General features: G+C 60.3%; 13 protein-coding genes and 1 pseudogene. 12 read left to right on the top strand and 2 right to left on the bottom strand.

Annotated elements, in window-relative coordinates:
* Window positions 1-73 precede the first annotated feature (73 nt).
* The 12 genes from FNT36_RS24280 to FNT36_RS24225 all read left to right on the top strand — a co-directional run bounded on the left by FNT36_RS24280 (window position 74) and on the right by FNT36_RS24225 (window position 12,560).
* Entirely contained in the window at window positions 74-493 is a 420-nt protein-coding gene (locus FNT36_RS24280; RefSeq protein ID WP_144853159.1) for a hypothetical protein, read from the top strand.
* Window positions 494-1,050: 557 nt separating this feature from the next.
* Entirely contained in the window at window positions 1,051-2,100 is a 1,050-nt protein-coding gene (locus tag FNT36_RS24270) for an HNH endonuclease (protein WP_144853155.1), read from the top strand.
* A 203-nt stretch (window positions 2,101-2,303) separates the two neighbouring features.
* Complete coding sequence (locus tag FNT36_RS24265; RefSeq protein ID WP_144853153.1) at window positions 2,304-3,287, top strand: site-specific integrase; 984 nt, start codon at window positions 2,304-2,306, stop codon at window positions 3,285-3,287.
* Between the two features lie 436 nt (window positions 3,288-3,723).
* Complete coding sequence (locus tag FNT36_RS24260) at window positions 3,724-4,317, top strand: hypothetical protein (protein WP_144853151.1); 594 nt, start codon at window positions 3,724-3,726, stop codon at window positions 4,315-4,317.
* 50 nt (window positions 4,318-4,367) lie between these two features.
* Window positions 4,368-5,048: a hypothetical protein gene (locus FNT36_RS24255; protein WP_144853149.1), complete on the top strand. Its 681-nt coding sequence runs from the start codon at window positions 4,368-4,370 to the stop codon at window positions 5,046-5,048.
* Between the two features lie 82 nt (window positions 5,049-5,130).
* Window positions 5,131-5,286, top strand: a complete 156-nt coding sequence (locus tag FNT36_RS25770; RefSeq protein ID WP_233636200.1) for a site-specific integrase — start codon at window positions 5,131-5,133, stop codon at window positions 5,284-5,286.
* An 82-nt stretch (window positions 5,287-5,368) separates the two neighbouring features.
* Window positions 5,369-6,823: a hypothetical protein gene (locus FNT36_RS24250; RefSeq protein ID WP_144853147.1), complete on the top strand. Its 1,455-nt coding sequence runs from the start codon at window positions 5,369-5,371 to the stop codon at window positions 6,821-6,823.
* A gap of 81 nt (window positions 6,824-6,904) precedes the next feature.
* On the top strand, window positions 6,905-7,756 hold the full coding sequence (locus tag FNT36_RS24245; protein WP_144853145.1) for a hypothetical protein: 852 nt from the start codon (window positions 6,905-6,907) through the stop codon (window positions 7,754-7,756).
* A gap of 30 nt (window positions 7,757-7,786) precedes the next feature.
* On the top strand, window positions 7,787-8,170 hold the full coding sequence (locus tag FNT36_RS24240) for a hypothetical protein (RefSeq protein WP_144853143.1): 384 nt from the start codon (window positions 7,787-7,789) through the stop codon (window positions 8,168-8,170).
* A 155-nt stretch (window positions 8,171-8,325) separates the two neighbouring features.
* Window positions 8,326-9,102, top strand: a complete 777-nt coding sequence (locus tag FNT36_RS24235; RefSeq protein ID WP_144853141.1) for a hypothetical protein — start codon at window positions 8,326-8,328, stop codon at window positions 9,100-9,102.
* A gap of 748 nt (window positions 9,103-9,850) precedes the next feature.
* Window positions 9,851-11,695 (top strand): hypothetical protein, encoded by a 1,845-nt coding sequence (locus FNT36_RS24230; protein WP_144853139.1) that lies wholly within the window; start codon window positions 9,851-9,853, stop codon window positions 11,693-11,695.
* The gene (locus FNT36_RS24225) at window positions 11,685-12,560 is read left to right on the top strand and encodes an endonuclease/exonuclease/phosphatase family protein (RefSeq protein WP_144853138.1); all 876 of its coding nucleotides are present in this window, start codon (window positions 11,685-11,687) and stop codon (window positions 12,558-12,560) included. The genes FNT36_RS24230 and FNT36_RS24225 overlap by 11 nt, the downstream gene beginning before the upstream one ends.
* 205 nt (window positions 12,561-12,765) lie before the next feature.
* Here the strand turns inward: FNT36_RS24225 and FNT36_RS24220 are convergent, their stop codons facing one another.
* Window positions 12,766-13,338 (bottom strand): DUF2220 domain-containing protein, encoded by a 573-nt coding sequence (locus FNT36_RS24220; protein ID WP_233636199.1) that lies wholly within the window; start codon window positions 13,336-13,338, stop codon window positions 12,766-12,768.
* 367 nt (window positions 13,339-13,705) lie between these two features.
* Window positions 13,706-14,305 (bottom strand): annotated as a pseudogene (locus FNT36_RS26070) (DUF3375 family protein); the annotation flags it as partial.
* Between the last annotated feature and the right edge of the window lie 64 nt (window positions 14,306-14,369).

Here is a 14,369-nt window from a genome sequence, read left to right as displayed (position 1 = left end):
CGCTCTTCTCCTTCCGTAAGGCCCACCGTATTACTGCGTGAAAATATGAATTATAAACCCCACTATTATAAGTATGTATCGTGCCAAAAATAAGAGAATTAAGATAGCAGAAACCGGTCGCAGCTATGAGTTGTTTTTAATTCCGGAGCACGCGGAGCATATTATCAAAAAGGCCGCGGATGCGTCGCATCAAGCTTCGCTCATGCAAGTTATTGCCTTAGCTTACAATGCGTACTATATTGAAGTAACGACGAAAGACAAACCCGAGCCTCATACCTTAGTCTACGGGCTGGTAATTTTTCGGGAGAAGTATTACCAGGTTGTGGGTTATGTTACCGAACTTTACGGAGGTCGCTTCGTTTTAGAAACGTGTCGGGTAGTGAGTGACAACTCGCTACGGGCACTCTGTTTAGAATTCTACGACCGTTTAACTACCGTTGAATTTTCTTCTGATGGCAAAATCATTCGCCACCGCACCAAAAGCAACCCGTGACCCGGTTTTGGCGGACCTGTTCAAGGATACCGGCCACTCCTACCAGGAGGGGGTGCAATTCCTTGTGTCTAAATTCCGCACTTCCTTTGAAAAGTCGGCGGCAATTAAGGTGGAGCGGACCCCTCGAACGATTACTCCTAAGCAACTGGTGGCAAGCGCCCGCCCCGTTTCGGCTGCTAAAGAGAAGAAGCGTACCTCTAAAAGCGCCCACAATTTGCGCAGTAAGTAAGTCTCTTTGCTGAAGAAATTCAGTAAATGCTTTTCTGAATTTGATGAGCCCTGGCTACTGGCCAGGGCTCTTTTTTTAGGACCTGGACGAGTACAGTTGTCAGGTCTGCATTGCCCCCCACGTCTCCTCCCTACGCGATGACCTGCCAGCATTTGCACTTGAATCTGTTTCAGCACTCCTCAGCCAACGAAAATCAGCAGGTACTAGAAAACAATCTGACGATACCACAAGCGCTGTAGGGCTTGGTTGATAGGCCGGCCAACTCCTGAGTAAAGCCTAGGCTAACACCTAAAGGCTTTCGCCGATTCACTCCGTTACCCTACCCTTCATGACACCTGTCCGCTTCAGAAATATCGTTCTCAACCTGTCGCTCAACGAAGGCCAGCTACAGAACGCCCGCGCGTTTTTCGAGCAGTACGATTTTCAGCAAGGCGTTGGCCCCACCGCCGAACTTACCTACTTAGGCGACCCTAGCCAGCGGACCTGTCGGTACTGCGGGCGGCGCGAGCCCGAGGTGACGTTCGAGTCGCTGGCCCACCTATTACCGGATTTTATGGGCAACCGCCATCTGGCTACCCATTTCGAGTGCGACAGCTGCAATAATTGGTTTTCCAAGTACGAGACTACTTTTGCCAACTATTTCGGAATCAGCCGGACTATCAGTCAGATTCTGGGCAAAAAAGGTACCGTGCCGGGCTACCAGGACGATAAGCTGGGATTCAACCTCAGCGTAGGAGAAAAAGCCATGCATCTTGCCTTCACTACGGGCAAGAAGCCCTTCACTATTGACAAGGAAAACAAGAAGCTGACTATTCACACAACCCGCCCCGGCTACACACCCTTGCATCTGGTGAAGCTGCTTTGGAAGGTTGGCCTGGCGTTGCTGCCCGAAGAGGAGGTAACGGACTTTGCGTGGGTACGCGAACTGCTGCTTTCCAACGCGCACGACCAAAAAGTGAAAGGTGATAAGCGCTTGCAGGTCTCTATTCAATTTATCCCCGGGCCACCTATGTACCGCGCTCCTTACGCCCAACTCTACACCCGGCGCACGCGGCACTCGGTACCCGTACTGGAAAAACAGGTAGTCCTTTACTACGCGAACTACGTCATCCAGGCGGCCATGCCCAGTCGGCTCGATTTTCCCCGGCTCTTTGGTGAACTGGTACACCTGCCCATTTTCCCGAACATCGCGCCACTGGAACACCAGGCAAAATATGGTACGGCGCAGCATGCGATTATCGACTGTTCGGATGCCTCCAAAGTAAAACGACAGCCTCACGACGTTTCTTTCGCCATCGGGCAGTTCACGAAGCTGCCGCTTACCAAACGCAGCACCGTCTGGGCACGGCGACGGCCAAAAGTCGGCGGCGAGGAGTAAGTGCTGAAGAATACTACTTAGATATGACTTTTTTGCTTAAAAATAATACTTATTCAATAAATATGTATTATTATAATTTATATTGTATTTTTTATTGATTACCCTTGATAACGCTTTGTTATCGAGGGTAATATTTTCGTACTTTTGGTCATCCCCACTTTCCCTAGGTTTGACCAGCGGCTAGGTCGGCCAGCCACCACCCAATGGAAGTACTACCCGTTTCTCCCGACCCCCGGTCCAATGCCGTCGGCGCCGCGCGGCACATTGATGACTACGCCGAGTCGGCGGCCCGCTACGTCAAGACCGGCCAGCAGGGCGCGGCCAACACGCAACGCGCGTACGCCGGCGACTGGCGGCGCTTCACCACCTGGTGCCACGACCACAACCGGGAGCCGCTGCCAGCCGACGTGCCCACGCTGGCGGCATTCGTCACGGCGCTGGCCGAGGCCGGCAAAAAGGTCGCGACCATCCAGCGCCACTGCGCCTCGGTGAGTAAGGCCCACCAACTGGCCGGCCTACCCACGCCGACCGACGACCGGCTCTTCAAAAACCTGCTCGAAGGCATCAGCCGCGAAAAAGGCGTACGCCAGAAACAGGCCCCGGCCTTTACGATGGCTTACTTCAAACGCATGGTACAGGGCATCGACACCGAGCGACCCGATGGGCTGCGCGACCGGGCGCTGCTGCTGCTGGGTTTCGCCGGCGCGTTCCGGCGCGACGAGCTGGCCAGCCTTGACCTCGCCCACCTGCGCTTCGATGACGACGGGCTGGTGGTGGAGCTGCCGAAAAGTAAAACCAACCAAAAAGGCGAAGCCGAGGAAAAGGCCATCTTCTTTGCCCCCGACCGGCGCAGCTGCCCGGTGCGCGCCGTTAAGGACTGGCTGGCGCTGCTGGAACAGCACGGGCGCACGAGCGGGCCCTTGTTTCTCTCCTTTCACAAAGGCCAGCGCCTGAGCCGCCGCCGGCTGAGTACGTTTAGCCTGAACGAAATCGTGCAGCTCCGGCTCGGCACCACATACACTGCCCACTCGCTACGCGCCTCGTTCGTTACCATCGCCAAGCTCAATGGCGCCGACGATGCCGAGGTCATGAACCAAACTAAGCATAAGACGACGGATATGATTCGGCGCTACACCCGCCTCGATAATATTCGCCAGCACAACGCTGCCCAGAAGCTGGGACTGTAGCCGCGGCCGGCCAGCGCCCATCTCCTGTACCAGTCAGCCGAAAATGGCGGGGCGCGCCCGTCTCAGTGGTGCGGGTTTTTGGGTGCATTTACTCCGTATATATATACGGAGTGGAAGCATACTCATTTCACCCAGCTTTTACCCCATAATTGCCCTGCCATACCGCATCACCGTGGTGTGCGCGCTGGCCGCCCTGGGCACTATTATCGTCAGTGCTCCCCTGCCAGTAAGCCTGGTGCTGGAACTGGCCGACTTCGCTGCAGTCGACCCGGAAGCCCCAGGCCAGGAGATGAAGCCTGTATGGTGGGCAGGCCTTATTTTTCCTGGGACCTCCTTAGTTTTATGCGCGGCTTAATTTCGTCGCTCCTCACCGATGAGCTTTAGAAGTATTCTGGACAGCCTTACGGGTAAAACGTATTCGTCGAGCGTCTCAATTATGGAGAAAACGCATTTTGACGGACGTGTTTTTCAGAAAGTGATTGACGTTAAAGAATCAGCCGAGGAAACCAGAAGAGCGAACAAAACCATTAATCTCCCCGGCCCGAGAGCTGAGTTTGGCTACAGGTTCTACTTTCAACTAGACCTAAATGCTGCTCCTAACAAGATGTCTTTGCGGGAATTAGCAAAAAACGCCTTTTATGATAATTATTATTCTGCCCACGTTCAAGTTGAGCGAGGTGGACTGGGAGTTACGCTAGCAGGTCCTGATGATGACGGTCGCCGAACCTGCTACATGGGCTATAAGCTTTGCGATTGGTTGAAAATTGAGCCTGCTGCCACCATTGATGGAGAAGTGAACGATTGGCAGGTTCGCCAGACCATCAAAGTGTTTCCCGTTACTTATCGTAGTATCCACGAGATACATGTAATTGGAAAGGAGAAACCTCGCAAAGTGGAGAGCATCAATCTATTTAATGATAATGTTACGGTGGCCGAACACGAAGTAAATAGCTACTTACGAACTATAGTAAGGTGGGAAGTTAATCGCTTTGTAAGTGAATGCATGTCCATAATGTCCCCTAGGCGTTAGCTATTCTCAATCCGGAAACGCCGCCCCTAAATTACTCATCCACAAGGCCTATGAAGCCCTTACTACCCTATTTATTCATTCTGTTCGCTTGCCTAAGCTGTTCCGAGCAAAGCCCCGCTACTGAGGTGCAGGCGCCCCCTGGGCCAACGGCAGCCGAACAAGCCAAGCAAGCTGAGCTGCGCAAGGAGAACGAGCGGATTAGCGTATTGCAACGAGGGCAGGCGGAAGATGTTAGCTACCAGGCTGAGATGCTGGGCAAGCTGAGCGCCGAAGGCTTAAAGTCGATTAAGGCCGGCCAGCAGGCCGTATATTTCACCGACCCTTCGGTTAACCGGTATTTCCTCGACTGCCTGAAAGCGCGCGCCGGCGAGTGGAAGAAGTTTCACGGCCAGCAGCTTAAAGAGCAGGCCACCAGTGCACGCCGAGAACGTGCTGACAATGCGGCCTACGAAGCGCGCCTGGCACGGGAAGGTCAGCAGGAGCGGGCCAGTTATGCGCAGATTATTCGCAATGATTTTCTGGATAACAGTCTCGACATAAAAGTGAGCACAAGCGGCCCCCACGCGAGCCAGCTCACGCTGACCTACCCACTGTTTAGTGCAGTGTGGACCCGCAGGCTTGAAACGGGAGGGGGGCTTGCCGGGCATACTACCAGCGAATGGCAGGAGAAGGGCTTTACCAAAGTTACCCTTACGGACGGCTACGATTACTCCGCTTCGTTCAACTTATGACGTTAGATGCCAGATTTAGTATAGCCCTGTTTCGAGTGAGTGGACAGCAGGGAGCTTTGCCCTGCTATGCAAAAACAATCACTTGACCAACAATAAGTTACATAACCATGCCGTCAACACGCTGGTGCAGCGATATGTAGACACAAGCTTCACGGCGCACTCCCGGCGAACGTCCTTCGTAACGGTAGCCAAGCTGGCCGGGGCCGACGACAGCAAGGTGGTGAATCAGACCAGGTAAAATGAGCGCCCTGATTCGGCGCTACACCCGTCTTAACGATAGCAAACAGCACAACGCCACCAAGAAATTAGGCTTCTAACCCATGCGCCCCACTCCCGCTAACCCAGCCCCGCTCGTGCTCAACGACCGGCAACGGCTGTACCTGTTGGCCGCCTACCAGCTTGACCAGCAAATCGAATTGCAGCGTAGGCGCAACTTTGCGCGGGGCCTGGTGGACGATGCCCGCACACCGGCGGCGGAGTGGCGGGCTATGCCCTACGGCCGCTGGCAACACAAGCTAGGGCAGCCGCCTACCCCCTTGCGTGAGGCGCTGGACCCCAAGTTGATAAGCCCCGGCACCGGCAGCACCTGGAAAGCGCTGGCCGAGCGCGGCTTGGTCGAGGTGGACGAGCGCACCATTCAGTTTCCGGGGATGCTGCTCCGCGAGCAGTACGAGCTGCCCCACGTCAGCCTGACCCGCGCCGGCCGCAAGCTGGCCCGCGAGCTGCTGGGCGAAGTCCGCGAATCGGCCAAGCCGGGCGTCCTGGCCCCCGATACCTGGCGGGCGCTGGTGCGGCTGTGGGAGTGGTCCCCCGCTCAGGAGCGCTACCTGCTGGCGGATGGCAATGGCGGCACAACGGCGGGCATTGCCTGGGAAGTCTGGCAGCGCCTGGAGCGCCTGCAGCCCCAGCGGGTGCTGGGCCGCCGCAACCAGGAAGGCCTGGTGGAGAACCAGTATATCCGACTCACGACCGTGGGCCGCATCTACTACTTGCTGCACTGGGCGGCCAACTGTCAGGCCCATCCCGCTATCGCGGCCCCCGACCCGCACCTCAGCCCGGAAGCGACCCAACGTATTCAGGACCTCGCGGAGGCGGCCGATGCGCAGCTAGACCAGCCCCCACCGGGCGCCTACGACCGGTGGCAAGCCAACCTGCATCATCCACGGTACGCTACCCGGCTGGAACCCCACGAGCGGCAGCGCGAACTAAGCCGGGGCCTGCCCGCAGCCCCGGCCGAGCTACTGGCGCGCCCCACGCTGCGCACGAGCTGGCGGCACTTTTTGCAGGAGTATCTGCTACGGCAACAGCTTACCCCGGCCGAATGGAGCAGCTACCAGCTCTGGAGCCACGTGCGCCTGGAAAAAGGCCGGCCCGGCTGGCTGGCTTCTACACCCGTGATAAGTGTCGAATACCGCGCCGCTGAACAGGTAGTTCGACTTTATTTTAATGACTACCCCAAAGCGTCGGAGCTGGCGGCGGCCCTCTCGCAGCTGCATCAGCTCGCGCACCAGCACGACTGCGGACGCTGGCTGCTAAGCTTTCGCGGCGTGTCGCAGCCGCTGCGCCCGCCCCTGCGGCAACGCCTGGTGGCAGGCCTGGCGCGCACCGGGCGACCCGCGGGGGCTATCACCCTGCGGCTAGCGCTGGTTGCCGCCCAGCCGCCCCTGGACGAATGGAAAGCTGACTTAGCGCAACAGCTTCCTGCCGAAGGCGTTGCGTGGGCCGAGTTTGCTGGGGAAACTACGGCGTATGCCTGGCTGGCGCTGCTTGACTAACTTGCTACCTGTAGTGCACTGCCTGGCCGCCTAGCCTCGCGGCGAGCGGGTAGGCGCCCCATCATCACCTCCTTACTTAGTATGCTTACTCCTGGCCACCAGCCCGCTCCCGCTACCGAGATGGACCAGTTGCCCGCGCTGCTGCACCGGGTCGTGGCGGAGCTGGCCGACCCGGCCATCACCTACCTACTCGGCGGCCACTACTACGACCGCACGGCGCACCCGCGCTACCGGCACTTCCCGGCCGTGTTTGCCCTGCGGCAGGGCGGGGTGTGGAACGTGGAAGTCGGGCCGGACTTTTTCGCTTTTGACACGGAGCTTATTGTCTATCCGGAACGGGGCGCGCCGCACTACCCCGGCCCCTGGGCCGACCGCTTCCGGGCCACCGTACCCTTCGCCCAGCTTTATCAACTCTGCCGCAAGGTGCTTACGCCGGACGAGCTGGCGGCCGAAACGGTTAGCTACGGGCCGGAAACTATCATTTACTATAATGTGGCTGTGTATCGCCAGTACCCCACCCCGGCCGACATCAACCAAGCGTACACCGCCGCGCCGCCTAGCACGGAGCATCCGTTAGTGGCCGTACTCACGGCCGTGGCGGCGGGGCTGGCTGACCCTGGTAATCAGTACGTAGTCAATACCACCTATTTTGACAGCCCTAGCGGCCCCGTGCTGCTGGGTATGCTGCATTTAAGCGCGCATACCGTGTGGGACTTACAAATTGAAAATGAGGCGTTCACTTGCTCGGTACTGTTGAACCCGCACGACCGGCAGGAGAAGTCGCCCGTGCGAGTAGGCTTTGTCCAGGTGTGGCAGGTGCTGCTCAGCAACTCGCCGCAGATGGAGTGGGAAGAAGCCGCCGAAAACAGCGGCCTTCTGTACGACGCGCCCGAGGTACTGAGTAGCTACGCCCGGCAGGGGCGGCCGGCTTAAGCGATGCGCGCCTCGTCCACTGCCTCACTGATGGAAGAACTCCTGAATCCTCGTCACCCTTTTGCCGCGCAGCACCAGGCGCAACTAGCTTTGCTGCGCAGCCTGCCCGAGCCGATGCGCGCCGACCAGGCCCGCTTGCTGCGGCTCGGCAACGCCGCTTTTCGCTACCAGCAACAGGCGCAAGGCACGATTACGGAGGACGACTTCACGGATTGGCTCGCCGGGCTGCCCGACAAGATGCGCCAGGCAATGGAACGCGAGGGCTTCGAGAAAAATAAAACCACGCTGGCGCTGCGCCGCCATGCCCTCGAACGGCGGGATATGGGCTATGACGAGTTTGTGAAAGCGCTGGTGTCAGCGGAAGATTGGGCGTATGAACAGTCTTTACGCCAGCCGCCTACTGGCAATACCTAGGTCAATAGCCGGGGCCAGGCAACGACACCTACAACGCTAGAAAAATCAACTCGTTGATTCGTAGCAAGTTCTAATGCCGGCATCACCCCCTGGTATGACAGCATTTAGGCCGATAATCGGGGTACTTCGTGGTTTTTGTAATAGCTTGCTTGGCCATGTCTAACACTGCCCTTCCCCAACGCCAGGCGCCCGACTGGGCCACGGAAACCAACCAGTACGACCTGCGCCTGCGCTGGCCGGATGGCCGCCGCGAGACGCGCATGCTAACGGGCCGCCCCCGGCTGGGCCCGGATGCCGAGCTGGAGTTTCGGGCCAACTGGGCGGGCCTAGCCGAAGATGCCCCGGCCACGGCCTACCCGGCGGTGCTGTCGATAACGGATGTGGCCCTGCAGGTAACCTACCTACCCACCGTACAGGGACCGCTGCTGGCGTACTTCCATAACAGCTACACCATTCCGGACCGCCGCGATAACTGCCGCTATTTCGACTGCCAGTTGGTCAGCACCATTCGCCCGGGCGAAGTGCGGGGCTACAGCTTCGAGGTGAGCGCCCAGGTGGCGGACCTCGACATTCCCCAGGAACTGCGCCGGGAGCACCGCCTGTTGAAGGGTCCGTGGCGGCTGGTGCCCCGCAGTTTGCGTGAAATCTTCCGCGAGCAGCACCATTACCTGACGTGGCAGCGCCGGCAGCAGCCCGACTACTACCTGCCCCTTGAAACCCAGGAAGCCCGGCAGCAGCACCTCACGGCCGCCCAGGCCCGGCTGGTCGTGCGCCTGGTCGTCGCCGGCTACGTACTGCGGGCCAACGACGGCCGCTGGGAAGTCGGGGCAGTGGCTGCCAATGGCACCTACCGATGCTGCACGCCGGCCTGTGCGACGCCGGTGCAGGCGTTGGGCCGGGCAGTGGAGTTGGGGCTGGTAACTGCTAGGTAGCAAGGGTTATACTACACTATCGAAGGGGCTATTACTCAAGCGTGGTTCTGTAACCTGTGTTGAGTGGCACCACGACCCGCCCTGATTCAGGCTGCTATTTACTATGTATGCATGTAGCGTATTATGCGTGTGGCGTAAGCAAAAAATACAAAGTGTGGTACACCTCGGTTGATGACTTATATACTGCTGGCTGAAACAGAATCACGGGCACTTGCCTACAATACTCAACTCAATGGCACTGAGTATGCTATTCCTGAGACTGCCTTTATAGTTGCGGATAGTTACCGCAAGATGAAGGGTGAACTACTCGAATTCATCAGGGCGGGAGGCCAGCCGCACTACGCCTGCTTTTGCGGCCTGCCCACAACCTACAAAAGCTGCCATGGAAGCCAACTGCGGGAGAATATCAATAGTATCACGAGCAAGCTTCAACGCCTGTCAGGTAATCCGGGCTAATCGCCTTGTAGTCGCCTTCGCACAACATCAAAGGTCAAATGCCTTCCGTGGCCTCAGCGGGTAGTTTCACGCGTTTGGCTGCGCTGTCACAGCCGAACGATGCCCGCCACTGACGAGGATTTTTTAGTTTGTGAACTGAAATTTTCAGCTGCAAAATTCGCCTATACGCCCCGCTGCAACAAGTCTAGTATACAGCGCCGCGCAGTAACCATGCTTGCCAGGACTACCTTCGGCCTGTCTGCCACCGGTTGCCACGGGGCTGCTTTCCTTACACTTCGCTCGTATTTTGCCCTTGGAACAATTCATCGTTGTTGAGCCCACGCAGGCCCGGCTGCTGGCCACTATCGATGGCCACGCTATTCCGGCCGCCACCTACCCCCGGCAGCTGCTCGCGCTGCACTACGGCGACGAAGACCTCACACCCTATGCCGTTAGCTTGACTTTTGAGGGCACCAGCGCAGTGATTGCCTGCGAGCTGCCGCTGAGCTACGCCACCCAAAACAACCGGGACCGGGGTGCCCCGCTGCTGCATTTGTGGAGCCAGCCGCTGCGTGGCCGCACCGAGTTGGGCGAGGCCTTCGAGGCGCGGGCGGCCTACAGCGTCGGCATGACGGCCGTGTCCGGCCCAGGCCTGGAGGGCAGCGGCACCCGCGTGACCGTTCGGGCCGACGACTGGCACCTGGCCCGGGCGCAGCCCTGCCTATGGGCCGGCAGCCTGGTCGGCGATTTGCCCGAGGGGCCGGGCAACCTGCAACTGCGCATCGGTACCCCTTACACGGGCGGGTCGATGTCGCGTGGGCATTTTGGTCTGGTGGGAAGCCGGTGGACGTATTTTCTGCTGAGGAAGGGTAAGCGCCGCCCCCACCACACGCTGGTGGTGGACACGGCCGGCCAGGCGCTGGACCCCGTGCTGCTGGGCAGCGAGCTGCGGGTGCTGAGCTACTGCCTGGGCCAGCCCCTGCACTGCGGTTTTTTGGTGGGGCTGGATGCCCACGGCGAAACCGTGGCTTACGCTGGTGGAGCGTACGGCTTCCTCCGCCTCCGGCCCAACCACGAGTTTCCCCCGGTGCCTCAAGAGTATTTTCGCCCGTGGTTTACGCTCCTTTTTCAGCACCTGACCCAGCACCTGGAAGTGCCACAGTTGCGGGCGCGCAACGAGGTGCTCTACGAAGCCATCACGCTCTACGTCGAGTCGGCGGCGGAAATAAACAACACCAGCCGGGAAGTGAAAGCCCTGTTGGCCTGCCTGGCCGTGGCGCACTGGTTTGTGGGACCGGCCCCCGGGCTGGTGGCGGCCCCTGCCAAGTGGGCGCGGTGGGCACGCACCAGCCCCATTGTGCGCGCCCACGCGCAGGAGGGACGGGCGGAGCTGCTACGCACCCGCTTGGAAGTCGCTACGCAGCCCGGCCCCGTGGAGCTGCTACACCTGGCTTTGGCCGAAGCCGGCCTGGCCTTTCCGCAGGAGTTGCGCGATGCGGTGCAAATGAGCAGCCGGCTGGCCGCCGGGCAGGTGGTGGGGGCTATCGCTTACGCCGACAGCCAGCCGCGGTGCCTGCACCTACGCACCCTATGCGCGGGCCTGCTGGCCATGGCCGTGGGCTACCGGGGGCCGGTGGCCGAATGGGACGCGCCCCGGTCGCGCCGGCCAACGGGCGAGACGCGCTCCAATGGCTGGTTTCCGACCGACCCCGCGGTGCGGCCGCCGCAGTTTGATGCCGAAGCCACGGAGCACTTGGCCGCCACGCCGCTGGTGGAGCTGTGGCCCACGTTTGAGCGGCCGGTGGTGCCGGCTGGCTCGCTGGTGCAGCTACTGGAAAACTTTGCGCGCAGCCTGGCCTCGCGGGCCGGCGAGCTAGTGCGCGCCCGGGTAGTGCCCCTGCCGGTGCTGGACCCGGAAGCGCCCCGTCTCTATGATTTTGTGTTGGAGTCGGTGCCGGTGCCACTGGCCAGCACGGTCCTGTTTACGGTGCAGCAGGCCGGGCCGGGCGCGCCGCTCGCTGTGCTAAGCTGGGACGAGGAAGGGCCGGTTATCGCCGACGAAAAGGCCCTGGCGCAGTTTCTGGGGCAAGTGGCGCGTGCCCCCCGCACCCGGCACGCCGTCGAGCGGCTCCTATTGCTAGCTCCTGATGCCCGCTAGTATGCTGCCGCTCAAAATACTGCAGTGGAACATGGCCGCGGCTCCTCACGCCCGCAAACCCAAGCCTCACCCCAACCCGGCCAAAAGTGCCGCCGCTCTTACGGCCCTGCTGCACGACCATGCGCCGACCATCGTGGCCCTGCAGGAAACCGACCCCGCCATTCTGGCCCAGGTCAAGCTGACGGCTTATGACCTACAACGCGGCCCAATGGGCCTCACCACGCTCGTACTACGCCAAGCCTACCGGCCGGTGCGCAATAGCGACATTCGCCAGCGGGTGCAGGTAGTGGAGTTGGATGCGGCCACGCCCGGCGGGGCAGGCCTGTTGGTATTTAACCTGCACCTGCCGGTGCTCTACAAGACCGAGCTTGAGCGCCGGGAATTTGCCCGGGTGTTTCTGCTACCAGAAATGACCCGCCTGCGCGTGCTGGGACAGCCCCGGCTGGAAATTATTGCCGGTGATTTCAACCTGCCGCCCTATGATGAAATTATCGTGGGCGAGTCGGGGCTGTTTGCCAACCGCGACCTGGCGCACACCAACAAGCGCCGCAGCACGGTGGGCCGGCCCATCTACAACACGAGCTGGGCCATTTTCGGGGGCGCTTGCGGGGCGCTCGGCTCTTACCACGGACCCAGTCTGGCGCATGGCCCCTGGCAGGTTCCCGACCAGCTGCTGCTAGACCCGCGCCTGGCCGAGAACCGCCGCGTCAGGGTACAGGTGCTCACCAAAACCTCGGGGCAGGACCTGCACACGCCCCTGCCGTTTGGCTACCCGAACAAAACCACGGCCTCCGACCATTTTCCCGTGCTGGTGACGCTCGACCCGTTGCCGGCCGCCGGGGCTGCGGGCGGGGTACAAACCTAGACCACTTTAGAAGAGCCGCGCCCATTGTTTGTGGTAACTACCCGCCTTAACCGACAGCCGCCCGCCCCGGCAAGGCTCTCGGCCCATCAAAGAAAGCCCGCCTGAGCTAGGCCAGGCAAAAGTAGCCCCCCCGTCGCTTGGCTAGCCATTACGCCACTGAAAGCAGTTGAGTTAGTAGACCAGGAAATAAAACGGCAGGCGTCCTTCACAGCTCAACTAGCCACTGGAAAAGCTGGCGCAGTAATGCGAGACAGAATAATGGATTAGACTTAGCTGTCCAAGCTATTGGTAAGCAGCAGGTGCGGGCACGCCACTTGCAACGCGGCCAGCACGGCCGCCTGCGGAATGCGCTCCTGCTCCAGCCGCAGGTGGTTGTCGGCCAAGTGGTCGATAAGGCCTGTTCCGCAGGAGTCAGGTGCTGCAGCACGGCCGCGGCTACCGGGGTAGCCCGCACCTGAAACTGCTGATACTGCGCCAGGGTAGCGGCATCCATCAGCAGCGGGCGAGCAGCGGGGCAATAGCGGCGCAGGCGGTTGAGTATCTGCAACCCCGCGGCGTCCAGGTCGCCCCAATAGAAGACCTGCCGGGCTTGCAGCCAGGCGGCGTGCTCGACCAAGCCAACGGCGAACCCCTGGCCCCATACTGCTACGGCGCCGGCCAGCGCGGGCAGCGTCAGAAATGTTATCTTGTTCTCGGTAATCAGCACGGTGTGGCCCGGCGGCTGCAAGTCCTGAAATTTACTGAGCGGCACCATAAACTCGCTCAGGCCAAACGACAAGCCCGCGCTGAGTTGTGGGTCCAGGACGCGCACGTAGACCAGCGGCTCGGGCTCGCGCAGCCGCAGCCGGGCCGCGAAGGTGCGGCTCGCCTCGTTCAGGTAAGTTGGTATCAGCTGGCGCAGCAGCGCCGTGAGCACGGCCTCGTGCTCCTCCACAAACTTGGTGTGCACGGGTAGCGGCAGCTCGCGCACGTAGCAAGGCTCGGCCCCCGGCGTAACTGCTAGATAGAAAAAATACCACGCTACCAGTACCAAAGCCTGCTTGCTGGGTGGCGGCTTCGTACTGGGCCTTCAACTCCTGAATTGGGTTGCTGCTCGTGCGCAGGCGCTGCTCCTGCGCACGAATATGGCTGAGGGCCAGCGCAGTGCCAGCTACATCCAGGTCATTGTAGGCCCGCACCCGGCCCGTGCGCTCAATCTGCGCTATTTGGGCCTCAATCCGCTCCCGGTCTTTGCGCAACTCGTGCAGGCGTTGGGTGGGGTCGGCGTGGCTGCCTTCTACCAGGGAGGTAAGCTGGTCGAAGAGCTGGCGCAGGCGAGAGCCCGTGCCGACAAACTCCCGGTGTTCCAGGCTACTTAGCCACTGGAGGGCTTTCTCGCTGGCCGCCGTCAGGTCGTACCACTGCTGGCCATTCTCGTCGGGGACGAGCGACAGGTACCCGTCATCGGCCCACCGGCTCAGGTAGCGCCGAGCCAGGGCGGCCGGGTCGTTAGGCTTCGCAAACCAGCTCGTTTCGGCCGCGGCATCGGGCAGTTCATCCACCTCGGGCACGTAGCCCAGCTCGCGTAAATAGTCGCTCAGCTGCGCCGTCAGCTGCGGGGCCAGCACGGCCCGCGTAGCCAGGCCAGCCGTTTTGAATTCCTGGTATAGAAATTTGAGCAGCAAGGCGGTATGGGCACCCCGCAAACGCAGTAGTTTAGCGGCTGGGGTGGGCGTCAGCAGGTGTAGGCATTTGTGGTACTCCATGGCAGGACAAGTCTCGGTTAGCTAAGCTACTTCTGATTATTAAGCGCCAGGTAGAGACCAGTTG

This window comes from Hymenobacter setariae, from assembly GCF_007713685.1.
Taxonomy (GTDB): Bacteria; Bacteroidota; Bacteroidia; order Cytophagales; family Hymenobacteraceae; genus Hymenobacter; species Hymenobacter setariae.
This window is presented reverse-complemented; position numbering and strand designations above follow the sequence as displayed.